The sequence below is a fragment of the Streptomyces lunalinharesii genome (genome assembly GCF_039532155.1).
Classification (GTDB): Bacteria; Actinomycetota; Actinomycetes; order Streptomycetales; family Streptomycetaceae; genus Streptomyces; species Streptomyces lunalinharesii.
Genome location: NZ_BAAARK010000005.1, coordinates 356,886 through 379,396, shown reverse-complemented (window position 1 = coordinate 379,396; position 22,511 = coordinate 356,886). Strand labels below are relative to the sequence as shown.

Sequence of the window (22,511 nt, the reverse complement as noted above, 5' to 3'; positions counted from 1 at the left end):
CGAAGGGTGAGGTTGGCGGGGGAGTGGGTGGGGCGGGCGGGGCCGGACTTCAGGCCCGGGCGCGGCGGACGTCGATGTTGCCCCACTTGGTGCGGGCGCGGACCTCGACGGTCTCCTCGGCCTCGTTCGGGCTCTCGGACGCGGTGAGCGTGTTGCGCACCTGGCCGGACTGGGAGCTGACGTCGAGCCAGGCGGCGGTGCCCGCGCGGACGCCCACCTCGATGGCGCCGTAGTTGGTCTCCAACTGGATGGTGCCGCGGGCGGCTTCGGCGATGCGCAGGGCGCCGTAGGCGGTGGTCGCGGTGACCGAGCCCTCGGCGCGGGCCACGTCGACGTCGCCGTGGGCACCGCTCACCCGCAGGTCACCGGTGACCGCGCCGACGCTCGTCGTGCCGTGCGAGTTCTTCAGCACGGCGGAGCCGTCGACGGTGCCGATGCGCAGGCTGCCGGAGCTGGTGGTGATCTCGGCCGCGCCCTCGACCCGGTCCACGGTGACGGACCCGTGCGACGCGGTGAGGTACAGCGGCCCGGTGGCATCGAAGCGCGCGTCGCCCGCGGAGGTCTTGACCCGGACCTCGCCGAGCCGGCCCTCGCCGAGCACCTGGGTCCAGGCGCCGGTCATGTCGACGCGCGAACCCGCCGGCAGCTCGACCGTCACGTCGACGACGCCGGTGCGCCCGATGCGGTAGCGCGGCCTGGGCGTCCGGATGGTCAGCACGCCGTTCGCGTAGGCGACCTCGGTCAGTTCGGCCGCCCGCACGTCCAGGTCCTTCTTCGGTTCGCGGGGGCGCACCTCGACGACGGTGTCGGTGCGGGCGCCCGCGGTGAACTGGAGGGAACCGGCCTCGACGTGGGCGACCGCGGCGATCGGCTCGGGAGTGTCGAAAGAAGGCATGGCTGTACCGTCCTCTTGGGTCGTGGAGTCGTCCCTGCTGGTGGGACGTGGTGTGGGTGGCGCGGGGTGGGCGGACGCCGGCGCGGCTAGCGCACCCAGCCCGTGAAGCTCTGTCCGAGAGTGCGGGCCTTCTCCGCCGGGCGGCCCTGGCCGCCGCCGACCGCGGCCGACACGGCGCGCACCAGCCACGCGTTGACCGACAGGCCCTCGCGGCTCGCGGCCTCCTCGGCGCGCGCCTTGAGGTGGGCCGGCAGGCGCAGGTTGACGCGGGCGGTGCCGCCGTCGTCGCCGTCGGCGGGGGCCGGGGCGCCGAGGGGTTCGACGGGCGCGGCGGGCCCGGCGGTGGCGGCGTCGGTGGGCGGCGGCGTCACCACGAAGTCGGGGTCGAGCCCGCGCAGCCGTACGTCGACGGAGCCGGGGGCGAGTTCGCGGGTGATCTCGTCCATCGCGGCGGAGAGCACGTTGAGCATCGTCAGCCGGGCGGCCGAGTCCAGCGGAGCGGTGAGCCGCTCGGCCAGCTCGCGGGCTTCGTCCCCACCGGCTTCGGCGGCCACCGCGAGTTCACGGTGGAGGGAGTCGACATACGGCGTGAGGTCCATGCCGCCATAGTGGCACCATGATGGCGCCACACGCAAGCCCCCATGGCACCGCGCACCTCACGGACGCGACCGAAACGCCTCTGACCTGCGGAGACGGGGGGAAAGTCGGTGCGGAACAGGAGAGCGCCGCGGGCCCCGGCCGACCCCCATGACCCCGCGTTGGCACCGGATGGCACCGGATGGCACCGGATGGCGCCAAGTGATGCCACGTGGCGCCGGGTGGCACCGTTCGCCGTCACGCGGCGCCGCGCGCCGGTCGCTCCTCTACGACGCCATCGGAAGCGCCGCGCCCTCGCGCCACTTGAGGATCGAATGGCGGGAGATGGGGGCTGACCTGCGGATTCGCTGCGAAAACCCTGCGGACCAGGGAAAACTACGCTCGGTAGTTCTCACTGGTCCGCGGGGTTTTTCGGTGCGTTGTGCCCTGGGTGTGCCCGCATACGGCCCCTCGGTATGAGCCCGTTCGGCCGCCAGGCGTTCTTCTGAATAGGGCCGGAACCCATTGCTAGAGGGGCTCGATGGTTCGGGAGGCGATGGTGTGCGCAGCTTCTGCGAGGGTGGTGGAGCCCTTCAGGTCCTCGTCGGAGATTTCGACTCCGTTCCTCTCGCTCAGGAGGAGGGAGAGTTCGGCGATGGCCAGGGAGTCCACGCCGAGATCTGCGAAGGTGGCGTCGGGGCGGATCTGTTGGGCCGGGACTTTGAATTTCTCGGTGAGCAGGGTGGTGAGGTGCTTGTAAACGGCACTCACGGGCTTTCCCTTCGGTCAGGGTCGGGTCGGTTTGAGCGGCTGGGCTGGGTAGGGGGAGGCGGTGGCGGGCAGGTTTGGCCAGTACAGGGCGGCGGAGCCCCAGGTGAGGCCCCCGCCGAAGGCGGTCAGTACGACCCGCTCGCCCGGGCTCAGCCGGTTGTCGGCCGCAGCGTCCGCCAGTGCAAGGGGGATGCTGGCGACGCCTGTGTTGCCGGTCCGCGCGAGGGTGGTGATGACCCGCTGGGTCGGGATACCAAGCCGTTCCGCGACGGCTGCCAGGATGCGGCTGTTGGCCTGGTGCGGGACCAGATGGTTGAGTTGGTCGGGCAGCCAGTCGGCCCGGGTGAGGGTTCGTTTGGTGGATTGGGTCATGGCGGTGACCGCGCGCTGGAACACCCGGAATCCGGCCATGGTGAAGTAGCGTTCACGCTCGGACAGCGGGGCTGCCATCGCGCGTTCACGTGCTCCGGCGCCACGGATGGTGATGAGGTCTTCTCCGGTGCCGTCGCTGCCCAGGTCGAAGCCGAGCAGGGCGCCCGGTTCGTTCTTCTGTCCGGCCCGCAGCAGGACGGCGCCTGCGCCGTCGCCCAGGACTACGCCTGCGGACCGGTCGTCGGGGTGGACGAGCGTTGACCAGATGTCGGCGGCCACGACCAGGACACGGCTGGCCGTGCCTGCAGTGATCAGGCCCTGGCCCACGGCCAGGGCGTAGATGAATCCCGTGCACACTGCCGCCAGATCGAATGCAGGGACGCCGACCATGCCGAGCCGTGCCGCGAGCAGAGGGGCGGTGGCCGGGCAAGGTCGATCGGGCGTCGACGTCGCCAGAAGGACCGCGTTCGGAGCCTGGCCGCCGGAGGCGTCAAGGACGCGGCGGGCCGCCTCAAACGCCAAGTCGCTTGTGGCTTGGCCCGGACCTGCGTGGTAGCGGGTGATGACGCCGGTGAGCGATTGCACCCACTGGTCGTCCACCCCCCATGCGGCCGGCAGGTTGGTGTTGTGCACCGGGTGTGGGGGCACGAAGCCGCTCAGGGCCTCAAGCACAGCTGCGGTCACCGTCGCACCGCCGTCGCACTGGGGCGGGCGTCGTTGGCCAGACTGGTCAGGCCGTATGGCGCGAGGGTGCACTGGTGTGCCGGGGCACGGCACCTGCAGCCGAAGGCCATGCCTTCGCGCGAGTCGGCCCTATGGTCAACTCTGGCTGGTTGCCACCGAACGGCCATGGTTGTCACGGTTCGCTTCGGTGGCGGTTCACGTAGTCCAGGACCAACTGGGGGGTGCGCAGCTCCTCGACGATCTCCTCGGGGAACGGAGCACCATGCTCGCCGAGCTTCTGGGCGAGCTCCACCAGGCTGATGGAGTCCATGCCGAGGTCGTCGAAAGGGGCGTCCAGGTGGTTCTCGTCGAGCCTGGTGGTCAGCTGGTGCCCGGAAAGGCGGCTCATCACGGTGTTCAGGTCAGTGAGGGTGAAGGGTTCCATCGCCGTATCTCCTGCGGTCACGTGGGGAGCGGTGGCTTCGGTCGGCAGCGTCCGGACCTCGGATGGGGTGCCTGAAGGCGGGGGTCTGGCTGGAGTGGGTGGTCGGTCAAACCAGTGATTCCTTCGAGGTCAGGTGGTCGGGCCAGATGAGGGCGGCGGACCCCCAGGCGAATCCGGCGCCGACGGCGCTGACGACGGTGCGGTGGCCCGGTGCCGGCCGGCCGTGTTGGCTGGCGTGGGCGAGGGCGAGGGGGATGGATGCGGCGCTGGTGTTGCCGACGAGGGCGATGTCGTAGACGGCCTTGCCCGCATCGAGGGCGAGCTCTCGGACGACGTTGTCGATGATGCGTTGGTTGGCCTGATGGGGGACGTAGGTGTCGAGGTCGGCCGTGGTCCAGCCGGTGGCGGCCAGAACACGCCGGGTGCTGGCCGCCATGACCGATGGCGCCAGTTCATAGACAGCGAGGCCGTCCATGTGCAGGTAGCCCTCGGGGCCCTGGCAGGCGATGAGCTCGCAGTGCCGGCCGTCGCTGCCGAGGTCCAGGGCAAGGAGCGCGCCGGGCTCAGTGCGGGTTCCGCGCCGGAAGAGGGCGGCGGCGGCACCGTCGGCCAGGACGACGGTTGTGGTGCGGTCGGTGGGGTCGATGATCGTTGACGGCGCCTCGGTGCATACCACCAGGACCGAGTCGGCAAGGTCGGAGAGGATCAGTCCCAGCGCTGTTGCCGCCGCCGCGATGAAGCCGCTGCACGCGGAGTTGAGGTCGTAGGCGATGGCGCCGGTCAGCCCGAGGCGGTGAGCCAGTTCGGGGGCCAGGGCGGGGCAGGGGCGGGGAGCGGTCGAGGTGGTCACGAGAACGGCGTCCGCGTGGGGCACGGTGGCGGCGGTCAGGGCGTTGCGGGCCGCGGCCTCGCCGAGGTCGGCGATGGTGGTGCCGGGGGTGAGGATGTGGCGCTCGCGAATCCCGGTACGGGTGTGGATCCACTCGGGTCTGGTGTTCAGGCGGGAGGCGAGTTCGGTGTTGGTCACGATGCGGCTGGGAAGGCAGGTCCCGAGCGCGCAGAGGACGGCCGTGGTGGAGGTCATCGTTGTCCCGGGGTGTGCGAGCGCGTGCAGTGGTCGACGGCCGCGAAGCCGGTTGTGAGCAGTAGTGCCACTCGGCTGATCGGCGGGAGCAGGTCCGGCCAGTGGTTCAGACGGTGACGGCGGCCGCGGCGCAGGAGAGCCCGGCGCCGAAGGTGAGGATGAACAGGTTGCTGGAGGGCTTCAGCCTTCCGTGTTCACGAGCCTGGGCGAGGTTCACCAGGGCGCTGGCCACCCCGAGGTTCCCGATCTCGCGCACCGGTGCCGGGACGATGCCGGGGTCAAAGCCGATGGCGTTGTTGATGACGGTCAGGGCCCGTCCGTTGGGCTGGTGGCAGATGACGAGGTCGACGTCTGGCTTTTGCCAGCCGGCCTTGGCCAGGACCTTGTCGACGAGGTCGGGTGCCATGGCGGCCAGGCGCTGGATTCCCTCGACACCTGCCATCTCGTAGAACGCCGCCTCGATCTCGAAACCGGTCTGCGTCATGCGCTGCTTCCGCAGCGGCATGTTGGTCAGGTGCCACAGCTGCGGGTAGGTCTCCCAGTGGCTGGCCCGCAGGTCCAGCTTGAGTTCGGTGGGGCTGTCCTTGGTGAGGACCATGGCCCCGGCACCGCCTCCAAGCAAGGACGTGGTGGCCAGGTCCAGGGGGTCCGAGATGATCGGGTCCATCCCTGCGGCGATGATCACTTGATCGCTTCGGCCGGACTCGATCATCAGATGGGCCAGGTCCATGGCGGTGACCAGGTCCACGCAGGAGCCCTCCAGATTGATCACCCGCGTGTGACGCATACCGAGACGGGCGGCAAGGCGCACCACGTCCGGGGGAATGAAGGACGTCGGCACGCCAGTGCGAATGTAGATCAGCAGCGTCTCGTCCCCGGTGCTCTCCAGGTCGATCCCGGCCTCCGTGCAGGCGTTGGTCACGGCGGTGACCGTCAGGGAGAAGTGGTCCTCGCCGTCGCCGAACTGCCGACGGGTCTCGATGCCGGTCCGCCTGACCAGCTCGTCCGCAGGGAGTCCATGCGAGAGAGCCAGCTCGGTGTTGCTGACGATGCGCGAGCCGAGTTCGTAGCTCAGACTGGAGATGCCGATCATGGAGGGGCCTTTCGCTGCGGTGAGAGGGGTACGGAAACGCCGGCGGCAGCGAGGGCATCGGAAGAGACAGCTCGGCTCGCTGGGGGCCATCACTCATGTCAGATGCTGATGGGCGGGAGACGGACGATCATGGCGGTCCACGTGAGGCCGACGCCGTAGCCGAGCAGCATGGCAAGGTCGCCCGGGCGGGCCAGCTGCTCGGTGATCAGGTGGTGGGCGGCCAGGGGGATGGAGGCTGCCGAGGTATTCCCGTCGTGGGTGACCGTGTTGGCGACGGTGACGTGCGCGGGCAGGCCGAGCCTTTCCGCACAGATGTCGTTGAGTCGCCGGTTGGCCTGATGAGGGATGAAGGCGACGAGGTCTTTCCAGCTCAAACCCGCGGTGGCCAGGGTACGGCGAGCCAAGCCGACGGCGAGGTCCGGAACCCGGTGGGCGAGTTCGAGGCCGTTCATGCGCATGTAGGGGCGGGGGTGGTCGGCGTCGAGCTGGGTGAAGTCGGGTTCGAGGATGAGGAGTTGTTCAGCAGACCCGTCGTTGCCCCAGCTCGCCGGTCCGATCCCCGGCTCCTGGCTCGCACTGACAAGCGCGGCGCCCGCCCCGTCCGCGAAGATGATCGCGGTGCTCCGGTCACCGGGATCGACGAGGTCGCGCATCCGTTCAGTCGCGACAACCAGGACATGCCGCGCCTGGCCCGCACCGATCAGCGCACTCGCGTAAAGGAGGCCGTATGTGAACCCGCTGCACGCGGCGTTGAGATCACAGGCTCCCGCCCCGCTGGCACCAAGGGCGAAGGCCAGAGCAGGGGCCAGAGCGGGCATCTGGCGCACGTTGCTTGAGGTGAGGAGCAGGACATGGTCCACCTGTGACGCCTCGGCCCCAGCCGCGGTCAACGCGGCACGGCCGGCATGGGCGGCCATCATGACGAGGGTCTCGTCATGATCCGCGAAGCGTCTGGATCGGATGCCGCAGCGACTCTCGATCCACTGGGCGTCCACCCCAAGGCCGGCAGCGATCTCCGCGTTCTCCACCACGCGCCGCGGGCGGTAGACGCCAAGGCCGGCGATGGCGCAGGGCTGACAGCCCTCGGGCTGGAGCAGAGTCGGCGTCATGACACGACCCGGTTCGAGTGCACGTAGTCGAGGACAAGACGCGGGGTCGCGAAGTCCGCGAGCAGATCCGGCGCCGGGGGCAGGCCGTATGCCGTATTGAGCCGGCGGGAGAGGTCCACCAGCTGCATCGAGTCGACACCCAAAGCCTCCATGGGAGTGTCGAGGCGGTCGTTGTCGAGGTCGGGCAGCGTTTCGTTGTTGGTGACCGTTCGCAGGACGACGCTGAGCTGGGTGAGAGTGAAGGGCTCCATCATTGTCTCCCTCGCGGTTGGCGTACGGGCTGCGGCGTAGTCCCGGCGGATGTGCGTGATCAGTTTGGTGAGGGTGCGGTCGGGGCCGATCTCGGTGAAACGGACGCTGTCAGGACCGCCGTAGGTGCCCCAGAGACCCTCGACCGACAGTTGCCACAGAACCGGGTGCGTGAGGTGGTCGACGAGAACCTGCCGCAGCTCGTCCGAGCGGTGCGGGCGGGCGGTCCGATTGGAGATCACGGGGATTCGCAGTGGCCCCAGAGGGACACGGGCCACGTGAGGGGCGAAATCCTCGGCGGCCGGGGCCATCAGAGGCGAGTGGGCCGGGGCGCTCACCCGCAGGCGGGCCGTCAGCTGCGCGCCCGCCGCCTCAAGGAGACTTCGTGCGGCGGTGATCGCCTTCGCCGTGCCTGCCAGCACGTGCTGTCGTGCGCTGTTGTAGTTGGCGATCACAGCGCGATCAGAGCCGGCGCCATCGAGCAGCTTCTGGATCTCGGTACTGGTCGGGCCGACCACGGCCAGCATCACCCCCGAGACCCGGGAGAATGCCACTCCGCGGGCACGAACGAGAACAAGCGCCTCACGAAAGCTCAACACCCCGGCCGCATACAGCGCGTTGTACTCGCCGAGGCTGTGTCCGAGCACCACCTGCGGCGCCGGTCCTTCCTCCAACGCCGCCTGAAGGAGCAGCGCGTTCACGACGAAGACCGCGGGCTGGGCATACGCGCTTTCGGTGAGCAAATGCTCGGGATCATCCAGGCACAGCGTGCGGATACGGTAACGGAGAACGTCGTCGGCCTCGGCCTCAAGGTCTGGAAACCGGTCGAACAGTGCACGGCCGAAGCCTGCTCTCTGCACCCCCTGGCCAGGGAAGACGAAAGCCTCAATGGCCACTCTGTTCACCTCTCACTTCTGGGCCCGAGGAGAAAGCCACTGATTCGGGCAGGAAAATCCAGCGGGTGCGCCGCGGAGCAGGAGCAAGAGCTCCAGTCGCGGTTGCCCGGTCGCTTCGGTCGGCTGGCAGAGCGGTCCTGAATAAGGATGGTCGGATCGTCATGGCTTCCCGACCCTTTTCACCACGCCCTAAAGGACGGATCCCCTGGCTGATCGGCGGAGAGCCAGGTAGATGGATTGTCGCGAACGCAAATCAGGCCACGGTAGAGCGCATGAGGCGCACTTCCGGGAGCGCACTCAGGAAGACCAAGAACACGGGCTTGCGCCCGTGCGCAGAGGGGTAGCCCAGGAACCGCCCAATAAATGATCTACGACCGCCGGTAGATCGTGGTGTTCACCCGTCACGCGGCGAGGGTGAGGTTGTGCGGGCAGACGATGCCGAGCATGGGGTGGTGGACGCTGTTGCCTTTCAGGTGGAACTTCTGTCGAGACGACGGAACCTCACCGTGCCCTGCGTGACTTCCTCGCGGCCAAGGGAGCGCACGTCCCTGGCTCCTCGCACCTGCGGCTACCGGGCGGAGGGCATGGTCACGCTCGGGGCGTCGGAGTGATCCTCACTTGGCGATGGCGTTGCCCAGGCAGGTCAAGCACCGTCGTAGATCCATGCGCGGCCGGTCTGGCGGTATTCCTCCACGGGGATCGGCTCGATGCCAGTCCGCATGCGTGCGGTGTACAGCAGTCCGGCGAGGTGGTCGATCTCGTGGTGGACGAGGCGGGCGAGGCCGCGGTCGTACACGGTGGTCACGGTTTCGCCCGTCGGGGCCGTGGCCTCCACTGTGATCTTCAACGGACGGGGAGCGAGTCCGCGGACGTCGAAGAAGCTCAGGCATCCTTCGTACTGCTCGTCCATCTCGTCAGAGCTGCTTGTGATCTTCGGGTTGAGCAGGATGATGGTGGGGGCGTCGCCGGGCGGATGGACAACAGCGGCGGCACGTGCGATGCCGATCTGCGGGGCGGCGATGCCCATGCCCTTGGCAAAGGGGTGAACTTGGCCGATCCGCTCCATGGCGGCGAACAACTCGTCCACGACGTGCTCGGCTACGTCTCGTTCGGTTGGCAGATCGAAGGCGCGGGCCGGTTCGGCGAGGATGCCGGCGCCGCGCTGGACGACCCCGAGGTCTCGCATCTGCTGGCTGGGCCGCACGTCAATCACCTGAACTCCCCTTGATGTGTGTCGGGTTCGGGCCGCTTCCGGAACCGCCATTCCAGACGGTACCGAGCGTGCAGGGCGGGTGTGGTGGTGATCCACGTGAATTGCCGTAGGTCGCCGTCGTCACTTCGGACAGGAGGGGTGCGTAGAGGGGTGGCTTCGGCGGTCATGGAGGTCTCGGTGCCCCACACCGCCGGGTCGAGGTCGGCAGGGAAGACAAGCTGCACTTCGAGTTGCTCGGTAGGGAGGCGAACGGCTCTCTGGAACCAGTTGCCCCACTTGTCGTCGCCGACGGTGTACGCGTACTCGATCCACACGGACTCGCCGGGGTAGAGCGGGAAGCGGCCGTGTTCGTTGTCGAACACCAGCCAGACTTCCTTGAAGGCGTCACGGTCGTGCTTGGCCTGCCAGCGCATCTCCTCGCCCCGGCAGGTGGCAGTGAGGTCGAGTTCATCCCAGGTCAGCGGGTGTGCTCGGTAGTGGGCGTTGGATCGCTCGGGGTCACCGGGATAACGGTCGACCGAGATGCGGATCAGGTAGCGGGTCACCGGCTCCTCGCCGGTGTTTCGCAGCAGTCGCCGCATCGTGAGCCGGTAGGAGCGACCGTCGTACTGGAGTCGGGCGGCGTCATGCTCGACGACGAGGGCAGAACCGGTCGCGTACGGCTGCTCGGGCCTGCGTGGCGCCGGCGGGGCTGCGGGAGGACGCCGGACCTGCCCCTCCCTGGCCTTGGCTTGCTCGTAATCGCGCCAGCGGCGCCAGATCGCCTTCCCTGCGTTCAGGGCCTCGTCGGCGAGCCGGGCGAACTCTTCGCGGGGCCTGTGGCGGCCGGATTCCATGTGGCTGACGTACGACGGGTCGAAGCCCATGGCCTGCGCTAAGGCCCGCTTGGACATGCCGCGCACTTCCCGCCACCGCGCGACCTCCGCTGCGAAGTTCTCGGCCGCCTGCTCGACGGTGATGTCGTCGTCCTGCGCTTCCATCGAAGCCCCGCCCCGCGTCCTCGTTGGTGAGCGTGAGTGAACCGTGAGTGATCCCAGTTCATCATCCCGTCACGGCTCACGTCGCCGGTTTCCTTCCCTCACCGACCCGGATCGATCCTTCCGGGCAGATGAGGGAGGCGACGCATCATGCGCGTGCTGTACCTGCTCAACATCTCCAACCCTGACCGGCTGTCCGCGGATTCGGGATGGATCTTCGCGGACCTTCTCGCCCCCGCTCTGGCCGATGCCGACGCCGAGGTAACCGTCGCGGCTCCGGCTGCGGCCGGGGACACCCGCTGTGGCTTCCATCAGACGAAGGTGCCGGGGACGAAGTACCGCGCCCGGTTCTCCGCGGACATCGACGAGCTGGTGGCGTTGATCCATGCCGAGAAGCCGGATGCCGTCGTGGCCAACCAGATCGAGGAGGCCCCGGCGATCCGCACGGCCCTGTTGGAGGCCGGATCGGACGCGTTGCTGGCTGGCTACTGCCACTACCTGCCGTTCTCCTTCAGCGGTGGCGGTCAGCTCCTGCTTGATCCGTCGCTGAACGACGTGGGGCTGGGGCGTCCGGTGCTGCTGGCGTTCGCCGCCGGGCTGGCGGCCTGCGACCGGGTGATGGTCCACTCCTCGACGGCCGCCTCGTGGGTGTCGGCCGCCGCCGCCCACATGACGGTGGACCTCGGTGATCGCTTGCGAGTGGTTCCCGCGCCGCGTGACGAGCGACTCGTTCGCGACCCGGTCACAGTCCGCCACCAGCAGAGTGCTGCGGCGATCGGGATCTACAACCACCGGCTGTACGCGCACTACGGGACCGAGCGGTTCGTGCGCATGGCCCGCGACATCGTGGCCTCCGGTACGGTCCATCTGCGGGTGATGGATCTGTTCGGCCAGCGCCGGGCGACTCGTACGGGCCTGGACGACAGCCCTGAGCGAATGCGCGACCAACTCGCCGCCCTGCCGCACGTCCAGGTCGTCTCTGACCGGGGCGACCGCGTCCGCTACAAGAACCTGCTGGCCGGCGCCCGCTTCGGCATCGCCCCGTTCCGCGCCGGCTGCCCCTGGTCCATGTCCGTAATCGACTGCCAGGGCATGGGCCTGCCGGTCATTGCTCCGCGCTTGGGCTGGCTCGCCGAGCACATCGACCCCGAGCTGTGCTTCACCACTCCGGCCGAGGCCGTTGCCCTGGCCGAACGCCTTGCCGCGGATGACGAGTTCCACGCCGTGCACGCCAAGCGCGCTCACGCCTCCACTGCCGACTTCGCCCCCACCCTGGTCGCCGCCCGCTACCTGGAGGCCCTCACGTGAACGGATTCGACGCGGTCTTCCTCTCCTACGACGAGCCGATGGCCGACTGCCTGCACTCCCGGCTCCAGCGGACGCTCGGCGGCTCGGTCAAGCGTCTGCACGGCGTACACGGGATGCGCCGGGCCTACCGGCTGTGCGCCGAGGTCGTCGACCGCGAACAGTTCTTCCTTGCCGACGGCGACTTCGCCATCGACACCGGTTTCGACCCTGCTGTCGTCGAGCCGCTGGGCGAGGGCGTGTCCATGCGGGTGTGGCGGGCGGTCAATCCGGTCAACGGCCTGACCTACGGCTACGGCGGGCTGAAACTGATCCGCCGCAGTGCCCTTCGTGAGATGGGCGAGGCCGTTGACGTGCTGGCCGCACTGCCCGGCCGCGTGGAGTTCGCCGAACAGTCCGCGGGTTTCACTCGCTTCAATCAGAGCCCTTTCCATGCCTGGAAGGCTGGTTTCCGCGAGTGCGCGATGCTCGCTCGCGGGAGTGAGTACGGCATGGCGGACAAGGACGCCCGCCACCGGGTAGCGGCATGGATCAACAGCCGCGACGGGGAGTTCGCCACCTACGCCGCGGCAGGGGCCCGAGAGGGGGTCACCTTCGCCCGCGCGGCTGCTCGTGACCCGAAGGCTTTCGACCACCTCAACGATCCGTCCTGGCTGCGGAGCAGGTTCGCATCCGACCACGGGGATCAGGCAGTGGCCGGATGACCGGGCCTCTCGTGCTGATCGAGCCGTACGCCGACCGCCTGGGCGGGCACCACCAACGCACACTGGTGGCACTCGCCCAGGCTCGGCCCTGCAGCCTGGTCATCGCCCCGAACGGGATAGCGCAGGAAACGGCCTGGGTCCTGCGTGAGGCCGGCGCCCGGCTGGTAACCGCACCTGCCGGACGGCAGGCGGCCGTGCTGCTGACCGCCTCCCGGCTCCTGGCCAGGCTCTCGGCCATCGGGCGGCGCGTCTTCTGCTCGCGCCGCTGGCCCCGCTATCTGCGGCGGCTACCGCACCAGGTCACCCTGGTGGCCCGCTGCCTGACTGAAGCGTCCGTCTTGCGGACCGCCGGCCGCCTGGAACCCGGCGCCGAGGCGGTGGTGATCCTGACCGCGAGCGAGGCCCTACATGGGGCCGCCGCCCTCCTCGGCGGCCAGCCGCACCTGCGGTTCGTTCACGAGCAGGTCACCACCGAGGACGCAGCTGTGCGGCTGCTCGGCCGGCTCGCCCGCCGAGGCGAGGGGCGGACTGTCGCGGTGTACCCGACTCAGGCCGTCGCCGATCAGTTCGCCGCGGTCTTCCCTGAGCTGCCCGGGGTGGTGAGAGCGTTCGCGGTCGACGACGGCCGCCGCCTGACCGACGCCGAACGCGAGGGCGGCCGGGTGGCCTTCGACATCCCGGCAGCCGAAGCTGTGGTGTGCCTGATGGGCGGCTGGTGGCCGTACAAGGACATCGCCACCGTCGATGCTGCACTGACCCGCCTGGCCGAACCGCTGCACGTCGTGGTCGCAGGCCAACCGCTTGACGTAGTTGTACTGGAGCGGTGGCGGGACCTGCCCAACGTTCACCTGCACCTCGTGGTCGGCTCCGTCGCGGAAAGCGTGCTGCGGCTGGTGTACGGCGCCGCCGACGCTGCCCTGGTCTCCCGCCACCGAGGCGTCAGCAAGGAATCCGGGCTCGTGATGGACGCAGTCCGCCTCGGTGTCCCCCTGGTCGTCTCCGACCATGACCCCCATCTCACTGCCCGCCTGCGCGGCCAGCCCTGGGCCCTGACCTTCACCGCCGACGACGTGGATGGTCTCGCCGACGCCCTGCTCGCCATGATCCGCCAGCCGCCCGAACGGCCCGGCCCCGAGGTGCCAGGGCTGCTGGGGATGTGGACCGCCGCCGAGCAGGCCGACTTCCTCGCTTGGACCTTCGCCTCACTGCGTACGAAGGAGTCCCGATGCTGAGCACACCTCCCGCTCTGATCGCCGTGATTGGCCCCATCGACCCGCCGCTGCTGGCCGCCTGGGTCCGCCACTACCGGCATCTGGGCATCGAGCGGTTCCTGATCGCCTTCCACTTCCCCGAGCACGTCCCCGACGCCCGTCGGCACGAACTCCAGGCCGCCAGCCGCGAGCTGGGCATCATCCCCACCGGAACCAGCACCGGCCCGTGGCACGAGCACACCAACACGCAACTCCGCGACGCTCTTCGCCACAAGGCCGGACCGGGCTGGCATCTGCTCGCCGACGCCGACGAGTTCCAGCAGTACCCCGCCCCGCTCCCGGAGGTCATCGCCCATGCCCAGCAGTCCGGCCACCGCGTGGTCGGTGGGCTGATGCTCGACCGCGTGGCCGCAGGCGGACACCTTGCCGGCTGGAGCCCCGAAAACGGACTCGACCTCACCTATCCCCTCGGAGGCCACCTCACCCACCGGCTCCTGCACGGCGACCCCCGAAAGATCGTCCTCGCCCGCCACGACGTCACCATGGCATCCGGCAATCACCGGGCACCCGGCCACCGGCTGGACACCGACCGCATCTGCGCGGTGCACCACTTCAAGTGGCGCTCGGGCATCCTGGATGACCTCCGCCGCCGGGTCCACCACTTCACCACCGGCACCTGGCAGGAACAGACCCCAGCCGTCAGAGATGAGGCCAGCCGCCTGCTCGCCCACGTCGACCAGCACCGCGGCGTGATCAACACCAGCGATCCGCGGTTCGCCTTCCGCCGGGTCAGCCTGGACCGGATGCCCTCCAACTGGCCGACCGAAGCCCGGAGCATCTTCACCACCTGGCGACCGTTCGCGCACACCGGCCAGGATTAGAGAGAATGCCCACGCTCACGGATACGTCGCGGAAGGGATGAGCACATGCCCCTCGCCGTTCTCCTGGTCGGCCTGACCGGCTCCGGGAAGACCACCCTCGCCCAGGCCCTGGCCGATCACGGTTACGTCCGGTTGTCCGTGGACGAGGAGGTGCACCGCCTCCATGGCCGGTACGGCGTGGACTACCCCGAGCACAGCTACTTCGAGCGCGAACGCCCCGTCGTCGAGGCGACCCGGGAACGCTTCATCAAGGAGATCGAGGCCGGGCACGACGTCGTCCTCGACCACGGCCTGTGGCGCCGTGGCGAGCGCGACGCCTGGAGGCAGGCCGCCCGTGAAGCCGGCGGCCGCCCCCTCGTCGTCTACCTCCGCGCCGACAGGGAGGAACTGCTCCGGCGGCTCGCCGAGCGCAACCAACGGGACGACGCCAATGCCCTCACCGTGACCCCCGAAGCCCTCGACGACTTCTTCGCCCGCTTCGATGCCCCGGCCGAAGACGAAGAGACGATCGTCTACACGGGAGATCCGAGCCAGCTCGTGGCCACGCTGTCCTCGGCCAGGTCGAGCTGAAGAAGAAGGCCGTGATCGTCATCGGCGTCGGCGCCGATCCGCAGGCTGCTCGCTGATCGTCGCGGGTGCGGGCTGTGGTGTGGGCGCGGAGCGTGCGGTGGGTGCAGCGTGGCGAGTGCTGCTGGTGCGTGCTGCCTCCGCCCGCCTGTTCGGTTGTGCGGTGATGCGCCAGTTCAGGACCTCGGCGGGGCGCTCGGCGGTGTCGAGTTCCCGGCGAGCGCTGACTTCGGCCAGGAGGTGGCGGGGGTTGTGGCCGGCGGTTTCGGCGCGGGCGAGGGTGGTGGCAAGGGCTGGCCAGGCGGGGTCAGTGAGGATGCGGTCGGCGTGGTCGGGAACGGCCTGGCGCACGGCGGCCTCGAAGCGCTGGACGGTCTGGGGACGTGGGACGCGTCGGGCGAGATCCGCAAGGACGGGCTCGGCGGCCTGCTGGTAGCTGGCCTGCAGGTGGTGGACAGCTTGCTCGGCTGCTGCGGCCTGCTGCTCGTGGCCACGTTGCTCGTGCCACTTGGCGGCGGCGCGGGCCAGGTGGAGGGCGGCGAAGACGAGGGCGATGGCCAGGCCGCCCGGAAGGTTGGGGGCGTAGGCGAGTTCCTTGGCGGCCTGGCGCAGTTCGGTGGCGGCCTGGCGGTCGGCCCGGATTGCCGAGCGGCGAGCACGGTTGAACGCCCTTGCTGCCGCTTGCAGTTCGGCCTGATGGGGGCCGGATATGGTGCGGGCCAGGTTGTGCAGAGTGTCACCGAAAGCTTCCAACTGGCCCTGAGCCACGGCGTCATCATCCGCGCCGAGAACCGTGCGGGCCATATGCATGGCGGATTCGGTACGGCGCCACGGGTCGGCCCGGTCGGCCACCTGCTGGGGTTGATCGGCCACCTCCTGGATGGGGAGGCGTTCGGTCAGGCGGTTGTAGGACAGGTCGGGGGCGAGTTTGGAGCCGCCGAAGAAGATGGTGTCACCGGGAGCCGCCAAGCTGTAGCCGTCTACTTCACCGGTCTTGGCGCTGATACGTGGCATGACCTGGATGCCGAGCGCGCCGAGCACGGTGAAGTAGTCATCGATGCTGTGCACGGACGCGGCGACCGCGTACGCCTGCTCGCGCAGCCACTCCCGCGCGGTCACCTCCTGACCCTGGCGCTCAGCCTTGGCCCGCTCGGCCCCGGTGGGGGTGCGAGCGGCAGTGAGGTCACCGGACTTGAGGCGGCGCAGCCCGAACTCGGCCTCGATCTTGCGGCACTCCTTCTGTGCCCGCCAGCCGTCGCGGTTCGTACGGGGTCGGCGGCCGTCGGCGCGGACGGTGGTGGCGAGGATGTGGATGTGGTCGTCGGCGTGGCGCACGGCGATCCACCGGCAGGCTTTCTCGTCGCCTTCGGGGGCGATGCCGGTGGTGGCGACGACGCGGCGGGCGACCTCGGCCCATTCGGCGTCGGTCAGGTAGCGGTCGCCGGGCGCGGTGCGTACCGGGCAGTGCCACACGTGCTGCGGTGGCTTCTTGCCGAGTTCGCGGGTGCGCAGGTCGACATGGTGGTCGAGGCGCTTAGCGAGCTGGGTGTAGGTGGCCTCCGGGTCGCGGCCGGGGTCGGGGGTGCCGGCCATGTCCCAGGCGGCCACGATGTGCGGGTCGGTGTGCTCGTCCCGCCGACCCGGCCCGAAGAGGTAGTTGATCAGGCCGCGGGTGTCGGAGCCGGTGGAGACGTCAGGCACCATGAGCGGCGCCTTCCTCTATGAGCTGGTCCATCAGCTGGTAACTGGCCCCGGCGGCCTGCCCTATGCGGTCGAGGACGGCTTCGGTGCGCTCGGGTATCGCGCCGGAGTGGATGGCCATGGTGATCTGGTTGAGGTTGGTGCCGATCCGGTTCAGCGCCTTGGTGTGCGCCTCGATGCTCTCCACCAGCGGGCGGATGGGGTCGTCCTCGGGGCTGCCGGCCATGTTCGTCTTACCGAGCGCGACCGCGAGGGCGGCGTCGCCGACGAACCCGGCGAACGTCTGGCCGCGTCGCTTGGCCTCGTCATCGATGGTCCGTACGGCGGTCGGGGTGAAGCGGATGGTCTTGTCTCGGTCGCGCTTCTCGGTGGTCCGCTTACGGTTCAACCGCGCAGGCAGCGTGGGATCATCCGGCTCACGCCACGAGGGCTGCTCGACGGGCAGCGCGGTGTCTGCACTCTCGGTGGGCGGCTCATCGTGCACGGCAGCGGGCTGCTCGGCGCTCTCGGCGTGGGGCGCGGTGCTGGGCTCGTCCTTCCCCTCCCCCGGCTCGGGTGCCCGCTGGCGCCCGGCCCCCTCTTCCTCCGCCACCCCGGGAGCGGGGGCAAGCGCGGACGAAGCCCCGTTAGGGGCTCGAACGCTCCAGCTTGCTGCTGTTCGTCGGCCCAGGCCGAACCATCCCCAGCGGCGGGAAGACGCGGGGTCTGTGTCGTTGTCAGTGTGCATGTGGTGCTCCAGTGGCAAGGGGGGTGGGGCTGTGTCACGTCCGTTGCATCCGTCCCATGCCTGGTCAGCACAGGTACGGACACAAGCCCAGGTACGGATGAGAGCGTCCCGGCGAGAAAGTCCGTCCCCGCGCTGACCTGCGCGGGGACGGTTGCGACGCATTGCTACGGACTACGTCCCTGGTGGGATCAGAGAGTTCGCTTCGGCCCCGCGGGACCGCCTGGCGGGCCGACGGGCAGCGAACCCGCCGGGGCGGCGGGCGGCTTGCCCTGGGCCGAACGGGCAGGCGCGCCGCTGTGTGTGGGCTCGGGTGTCGCCTCGGTGAGGTGGGGGCAGTGGCGGGCCCAGGGGTCCAGGAACCGGTTGCGTATGTACGCCTTGGCCTGCCTGCCGCCCGCGAAGCGGTAGTTGGCCGGGTGGATATCGAAGTCCCGTAGCAGGAAGCCCAGGTGGTGGGCGTTCAATCCCTTGTTGCCGTGCTCCGCCCACGGGGCATCGGCGTCCTGGATCAGCGCGGCGACCAGGTCCTGGCTGGACAGGGCCTCGGGATTGTGCGCCCGCTCGAAGATGCGGTGGATGTCGCGCAGCAGCCGCACCTTCACGTTGGTCTGCTCGTCCTGGACCGCCTCGAATCGGGTCATGGCCACGCACGCGGCACGGGCCTGGGCAGGCCAGTGACCGCCGGCCAGGTCGGCGATGATGACCAGCGGCTCCCAGGTGTCCGCCGCCCGGTCCTCCACCGGCATCTGCGGCACCATACGGGCCGCCGTGCTCCGCAGCGGCCCCAGCCAGGCGGCCAGCCGGCCACGCAGCGCGTTGAGTTCAGGCGCCGCGTACCGCGAGCGGAACGGGGCGACCTTCTCGCTCGGCTTGCGCTTCTGTATCCGCAGCACGACCGACCGGTCCGTGATGGTGTCGGGCAGGTCACCGATCCCCGCGATCGCGGCCATCGCGAAGGTGGGGAACGGGGTGGGCTTGTGTTCCGGACCGGAGATCCGCCATGCGGGCCGGTTGCGCTGATGGCCCGCGTTCAGCAGACCGCGCAGGATCTCGCTGTCGCCACTGGCCTTGGGGCCGAAGATGGTGTCCGCCTCGTCCACCAGCAAGGTGGGCGGGATCTTGCCGATGGTGCGGAAGATGACCGCCGGAGAGGTGTTCACCGTCATCATCGGATCGTGGACGGTCTCGTAGAGCACATCCAGCACGCGGGACTTGCCGCACCCCTTGGTCGCGCTGATCACCGCCAGGCGGGGCGCGTGCTGCAAAGCGGTCTGGATATGCGTGGCCGCCACCCACAGCGTGACCGCGGTCAGCGCCTCCTGGCTGGGCAGCACCACGTACTTGCCGATCGCTGCCCGCAACTCATCCAGCAGCACGACCCCGTCCCCGGCCGCCACGGCTTCGGCACCCTCACGGTCCCCAGTGCCCGATCCGTCATCGGGGACCGTGACGTGGGGATGCACGGGACCGTCGGTCCCCAACAGCGTGTGGGCGGCACGGTCCCCGTTGCGGTCCCCTGGTGCAACGTGGGCATCCTGGGGACCGGTCCCCATTTCCACGCCGCTGGCCTGCGTGTTTCCAGCAGGCGGGGAGAGCGGGGCCGTGGCTTGCGGGGACCTGGATTCGGGCACTTCGCGGGGACGGTCCCCAGCCGCCGTATCAGCGGCACGCCGGTCCCCGCGTGCGGCCTCGTCGGCCGAAGGCTCAACAGCCTTCGCTACAGGCGACGGTGCGTCCGCCTGGTTCTCGCGGCGCCAAGGGATGCCCTGGCCAGGGACCCTGGCGATGGGCCAGATCGTGGGGGATGTGTTCTCCGTGGTGGTGGACGTAGAGTCCTCCATAGACGTTCCTCTCCGGTGAGGGGCAGGACGGGCAAGGTCCCGTCCCTCACCAGCTCGTTCGTTCAGGGATGGGCGATCGGTTGGGGAATCTGAGGCCCTCGGCGACGAATCGCCGAGGGCCGCTTCTCTGCCCGCGTCAGCTGCGGGCTCACGCCGTGAGGTCGTACGAGGTCTGGGCGTTCAGCCACGCATCCACCTCCTGCCAGCGATAGCGCAGGTGCCGGCCGACCTTCAGGACGTTCGGCCCGATACGGCGGTGGCGCCACTGGTAGAGGGTCTTCACCGGCACGCCGAGGTAGATGGCGACCTCCTCCGGCGTGGCCAGCGGTGCACGGCCCGCACCACCGGCATCGGCTGAGGGTCGGGGGTTTCGGGGCATGGGACTCCTTCACGGAAATGGCGGGATGGACAAGACAGCCACAGGTTTCCTGCGGCGTCCAGCGGCATTATGTGGAAATTCCACGGCCGCACCAAACGGCCCTTCGTCGAGTGGAACCAAAACAGTAAGGGCGAATCCCCGGTTGCCGAAATCACGCCAGAAAGCGAGGGGGTCTGTCCGGTTCCTCCCCGGATCATCACCGTTCCACTGGGCATCCCAGCTTGCGTCAAAGCACCAGGCCAGGACCACCACGAGCCTCAGACGAGAGGCCATCAGACGCACCTCCGCTTTCGCGGCGCGGGACCATACCATGGAAATCCGGCTTCGCCGAGCCGCCCGAATAGCCAGCGCCAGCAAGTTTTCTCGGATGCTTGAGTAAACCCTTGCCATGGCCGGTCTTTTCGAGTTACAGCTATCCGTCATGGCTACCCGACCAATTGAAATAGGCTCCGCCGGAATCCGAACCGCGCGCAATATCGAGCGCCTGCGCCTCGCGCGCGGCCTCTCCCAGCAGCAGCTCGCCGAGCGCTGCACCGCCCTCGGGCGCCCGCTGACCAACACCGCCCTCAGCCGCACCGAGCGCGCCCGTCGCCGCTGCGACGTCGACGACCTCGTCACCATCGCCACCGCCCTCGGCGTGCTGCCAGCTGCCTTGCTGCCCTCGCGGACAGCCCACGGCACCGTGTTCCAGCCCCTCAACCGCATACAGGGGGCCCTCCTTGGCTGAGGTGTACGACCGCTGGCACAAGACCTTCCCGAAGGAAGGCGAGGCGGAATGCCCGGAGCACAAGGGGAAGGTCCCCTCCGCCGACCACGGCAAGGGCAAGCGCTGGCAGTTGCGCTACCGCGATCCGTTCGGCAAGCAGCGCAAGGAGAACTACGACCGCAAGGTCGACGCAGAGGCGGCCGGCGCAGCAATCGACAACGACCTGCGCCAGGGCAAGTACGTCGACCCGACGGCGGCGAAGAAGACGCTCAAGGCGTACGCCCGCGAGTGGCTCGACGACGCGACCGCCGGCATCGGCACGGTGGACGCGTACAAGGGCATCGTCCGCAACCACATCGAGCCGCACCTGGGCCACCTGGAGATGCGCGTCCTCAACCGGCCTTCGCTCATCCAGAGTTGGGTGAAGAAACTTCAGGGTGCGGGCCTTGAGGCGTCAACGATCGGCCTGGTCAATTCCGTGCTCTCCGCCATGTTGGACGCCGCCGTCGAGGACGGGCTGTTGCCCAAGAACCCGTGCAAGTCCAGCTCGGTCAAGCTACCCAGCAAGCCGAAACGGAAGATCATCCCGTGGAGCCTGGACCGCGTGCACGCGGTCAACGCCGCGCTGCCCCACCGCTTCCAGTGCGGCGGCAAGCTGGCGTTCGGCTGCGGCCTGCGCCAGGGCGAGGTCTTCGGCTTCGACGAGGACGAGCTCGACTTCGACCGCGGCGTGGTCCACATCAACCAGCAGATCAAGCTGGTCCGGTCGACGATGGTGTTCGCCCCGCCCAAGGGCAACCGGCTCCGCACCGTCCCCCTGTCGGACCAGCTCACGGCTGCGATCAAGGCTCATATGAAGGAGTACCCGACGGTGGCCGTGACCCTGCCGTGGATCAAACCCGACGGCGAGCCACGGACGTATCGGCTGCTCTTCACCGACGAGCAGGGGCGCGCGTACCACCGCAGCGTCTTCAACCAGTACGTCTGGAAGGGGGCCCTCGCCGGAGCCGGAGTCATCCCGCCCCGCGAGAAGGGCTCGCCGCGCTACGCCGCCGCCCCCGACGACGGGATGCACGCCTACCGCCACGCCTACGCGTCCGTCCTCCTCGACGCCGGCGAGAGCATCAAGGCGCTGTCCGAGTACCTCGGCCACTCCGACGCGGGCTTCACGCTGTGCACGTACACGCATCTGATGCCCAACAGCGAGTCCCGTACGCGGCGGGCGATGGATGCGGCGTTCACTCGGGCGGGCACAGATGCCGCGACCGCAGCGCCCCCGTCCCCTGAGGGCACACCTGGCACGACGGCTTCCTCCGCCGTGTGCCCTGCCTGTGCCCTGGCCGCCTGAATCTGGGCTGTTAGGGGTAGCCAAAAGAGCCCGGCCGTTATCTCCGGTGAGCGGGTTTCAGCAGGTCAAGGCCATGTAGCCATAGCTGACCGGCTACGACGCCATAGGAAGCGCCGCCCCCTCGCGCCACTTGAGGATCTTGTCGAAGCTGACCACGGCGCCGGTCCGGCCGGTGCGGTTGCGGTACTGGACGTGGTCGGTGAGGGCCTCGATCAAAAAGAGCCCCCGGCCGTCCTCGGCGTATCCGGGGGCCTGCGCGGGGGCGGGGACGGGGACCGGCGGCAGCGCGCGGTCCGCGGCGGTATGGGGCGGGGCGGCGGGGCCGAAGCCGGGGCCGGAGTCGGTGACCTCGATGCGGCAGGTGTCGCCGTCGATGTAGACGGTGACGCGGTAGTCGTCGGTGACGTCGCCGCCGTGCTCGACGGCGTTGGCACACGCCTCGGAGAGGGCGACCGAGAGGTCGTAACAGATGTCCGGGTCGACGCCGGCGGTCTCCATCGCGCCCAGCAGCAGCCGTCGGGCGAGCGGCACGCTTGCGGCCTCCCGCCGCAGATGGAGGGACCACCAGATGCTCATCGCTCCCGCCTCCTGGCCACGGCTCGACATACCGATACCTATTGCCGGGCCGCAAGGTCGGTAAGCGTCTCCGGGACGTGATACCGCTCATTCGGCGGATGCGAAAAGTGAGCGCACAGGTGTAGGCGTGGTGCCGGGCGTGCGCCACCGCGCGCCCGCTGCGGGACTCCGGACGCCTCTGGCGGGCGCCCCGTGAGCCACCCGTGCGGTAGCCGCTGAAAC

The 22,511-nt window shown here is 69.3% G+C and carries 23 protein-coding genes; 7 read left to right on the top strand and 16 right to left on the bottom strand.

Annotated elements, in window-relative coordinates; all coding sequences use genetic code 11:
- Positions 1-49: 49 nt before the first annotated feature.
- The 11 genes from ABD385_RS11205 to ABD385_RS11155 all read right to left on the bottom strand — a co-directional run bounded on the left by ABD385_RS11205 (position 50) and on the right by ABD385_RS11155 (position 10,346).
- Positions 50-895 (bottom strand): DUF4097 family beta strand repeat-containing protein, encoded by an 846-nt coding sequence (locus tag ABD385_RS11205; RefSeq protein WP_344574971.1) that lies wholly within the window; start codon positions 893-895, stop codon positions 50-52.
- Between the two features lie 86 nt (positions 896-981).
- Entirely contained in the window at positions 982-1,494 is a 513-nt protein-coding gene (locus tag ABD385_RS11200; protein ID WP_344574969.1) for a hypothetical protein, read from the bottom strand.
- A 505-nt stretch (positions 1,495-1,999) separates the two neighbouring features.
- Complete coding sequence (locus tag ABD385_RS11195; protein ID WP_344574968.1) at positions 2,000-2,242, bottom strand: acyl carrier protein; 243 nt, start codon at positions 2,240-2,242, stop codon at positions 2,000-2,002.
- Positions 2,243-2,257: 15 nt separating this feature from the next.
- Positions 2,258-3,298 carry a beta-ketoacyl-ACP synthase 3 gene (locus ABD385_RS11190; protein ID WP_344574967.1) on the bottom strand — a complete coding sequence of 347 codons (1,041 nt, stop codon included), beginning with the start codon at positions 3,296-3,298 and terminating at the stop codon, positions 2,258-2,260.
- 172 nt (positions 3,299-3,470) lie between these two features.
- Positions 3,471-3,722 (bottom strand): acyl carrier protein, encoded by a 252-nt coding sequence (locus ABD385_RS11185; protein ID WP_344574965.1) that lies wholly within the window; start codon positions 3,720-3,722, stop codon positions 3,471-3,473.
- Between the two features lie 106 nt (positions 3,723-3,828).
- Complete coding sequence (locus tag ABD385_RS11180) at positions 3,829-4,806, bottom strand: beta-ketoacyl-ACP synthase 3 (RefSeq protein ID WP_344574964.1); 978 nt, start codon at positions 4,804-4,806, stop codon at positions 3,829-3,831.
- 106 nt (positions 4,807-4,912) lie between these two features.
- Positions 4,913-5,899 (bottom strand): 3-oxoacyl-ACP synthase III family protein, encoded by a 987-nt coding sequence (locus ABD385_RS11175; RefSeq protein ID WP_344574963.1) that lies wholly within the window; start codon positions 5,897-5,899, stop codon positions 4,913-4,915.
- 98 nt (positions 5,900-5,997) lie between these two features.
- Positions 5,998-7,008, bottom strand: a complete 1,011-nt coding sequence (locus ABD385_RS11170) for a 3-oxoacyl-ACP synthase III family protein (protein WP_344574962.1) — start codon at positions 7,006-7,008, stop codon at positions 5,998-6,000.
- Complete coding sequence (locus ABD385_RS11165) at positions 7,005-8,153, bottom strand: acyltransferase domain-containing protein (RefSeq protein WP_344574961.1); 1,149 nt, start codon at positions 8,151-8,153, stop codon at positions 7,005-7,007. Before ABD385_RS11165 ends, ABD385_RS11170 begins: the two co-directional genes overlap by 4 nt.
- A 643-nt stretch (positions 8,154-8,796) precedes the next feature.
- Positions 8,797-9,366, bottom strand: a complete 570-nt coding sequence (locus ABD385_RS11160) for a peptide deformylase (protein ID WP_344574960.1) — start codon at positions 9,364-9,366, stop codon at positions 8,797-8,799.
- Positions 9,363-10,346, bottom strand: a complete 984-nt coding sequence (locus ABD385_RS11155; protein WP_344574959.1) for a helix-turn-helix domain-containing protein — start codon at positions 10,344-10,346, stop codon at positions 9,363-9,365. The genes ABD385_RS11160 and ABD385_RS11155 overlap by 4 nt, the downstream gene beginning before the upstream one ends.
- Before the next feature lie 147 nt (positions 10,347-10,493).
- Between ABD385_RS11155 and ABD385_RS11150 the strand changes: the two genes are divergently transcribed.
- The 5 genes from ABD385_RS11150 to ABD385_RS11130 are packed head-to-tail and all read left to right on the top strand — an operon-like array spanning position 10,494 to position 15,014.
- Positions 10,494-11,651, top strand: a complete 1,158-nt coding sequence (locus ABD385_RS11150) for a glycosyltransferase (protein WP_344574958.1) — start codon at positions 10,494-10,496, stop codon at positions 11,649-11,651.
- Positions 11,648-12,352 (top strand): hypothetical protein, encoded by a 705-nt coding sequence (locus ABD385_RS11145; RefSeq protein ID WP_344574956.1) that lies wholly within the window; start codon positions 11,648-11,650, stop codon positions 12,350-12,352. The genes ABD385_RS11150 and ABD385_RS11145 overlap by 4 nt, the downstream gene beginning before the upstream one ends.
- Positions 12,349-13,584 (top strand): glycosyltransferase family protein, encoded by a 1,236-nt coding sequence (locus ABD385_RS11140; RefSeq protein ID WP_344574955.1) that lies wholly within the window; start codon positions 12,349-12,351, stop codon positions 13,582-13,584. Before ABD385_RS11145 ends, ABD385_RS11140 begins: the two co-directional genes overlap by 4 nt.
- Complete coding sequence (locus ABD385_RS11135; protein ID WP_344574954.1) at positions 13,578-14,444, top strand: glycosyltransferase family 2 protein; 867 nt, start codon at positions 13,578-13,580, stop codon at positions 14,442-14,444. Before ABD385_RS11140 ends, ABD385_RS11135 begins: the two co-directional genes overlap by 7 nt.
- Positions 14,445-14,489: 45 nt before the next feature.
- Positions 14,490-15,014: a P-loop nucleotide/nucleoside kinase family protein gene (locus tag ABD385_RS11130; protein ID WP_344574953.1), complete on the top strand. Its 525-nt coding sequence runs from the start codon at positions 14,490-14,492 to the stop codon at positions 15,012-15,014.
- 18 nt (positions 15,015-15,032) lie between these two features.
- Here the strand turns inward: ABD385_RS11130 and ABD385_RS11125 are convergent, their stop codons facing one another.
- The 4 genes from ABD385_RS11125 to ABD385_RS11110 form a co-directional block, all read right to left on the bottom strand.
- Complete coding sequence (locus ABD385_RS11125; protein ID WP_344574952.1) at positions 15,033-16,715, bottom strand: relaxase/mobilization nuclease domain-containing protein; 1,683 nt, start codon at positions 16,713-16,715, stop codon at positions 15,033-15,035.
- Positions 16,705-17,304 (bottom strand): MobC domain-containing protein, encoded by a 600-nt coding sequence (locus ABD385_RS11120; protein ID WP_344574951.1) that lies wholly within the window; start codon positions 17,302-17,304, stop codon positions 16,705-16,707. The genes ABD385_RS11125 and ABD385_RS11120 overlap by 11 nt, the downstream gene beginning before the upstream one ends.
- 323 nt (positions 17,305-17,627) lie before the next feature.
- Positions 17,628-18,800 (bottom strand): DUF3631 domain-containing protein, encoded by a 1,173-nt coding sequence (locus tag ABD385_RS11115; protein WP_425585385.1) that lies wholly within the window; start codon positions 18,798-18,800, stop codon positions 17,628-17,630.
- Positions 18,801-19,428: 628 nt separating this feature from the next.
- A complete protein-coding gene (locus ABD385_RS11110; protein ID WP_344574948.1) occupies positions 19,429-19,659 on the bottom strand; it encodes a helix-turn-helix domain-containing protein in 231 nt (76 codons plus the stop codon).
- Positions 19,660-20,047: 388 nt separating this feature from the next.
- On the opposite strand from ABD385_RS11110, the gene ABD385_RS11105 reads away from it, so the two are divergent.
- Both ABD385_RS11105 and ABD385_RS11100 read left to right on the top strand, forming a co-directional pair.
- Positions 20,048-20,386 carry a helix-turn-helix domain-containing protein gene (locus tag ABD385_RS11105; RefSeq protein ID WP_344574947.1) on the top strand — a complete coding sequence of 113 codons (339 nt, stop codon included), beginning with the start codon at positions 20,048-20,050 and terminating at the stop codon, positions 20,384-20,386.
- Positions 20,379-21,713: a tyrosine-type recombinase/integrase gene (locus ABD385_RS11100; RefSeq protein WP_344574946.1), complete on the top strand. Its 1,335-nt coding sequence runs from the start codon at positions 20,379-20,381 to the stop codon at positions 21,711-21,713. Before ABD385_RS11105 ends, ABD385_RS11100 begins: the two co-directional genes overlap by 8 nt.
- Positions 21,714-21,806: 93 nt before the next feature.
- Here ABD385_RS11100 and ABD385_RS11095 read toward each other — a convergent pair whose 3' ends face one another.
- Positions 21,807-22,289, bottom strand: coding sequence for an ATP-binding protein (locus ABD385_RS11095; protein WP_233657320.1), 483 nt, complete (start codon positions 22,287-22,289; stop codon positions 21,807-21,809).
- Between the last annotated feature and the right edge of the window lie 222 nt (positions 22,290-22,511).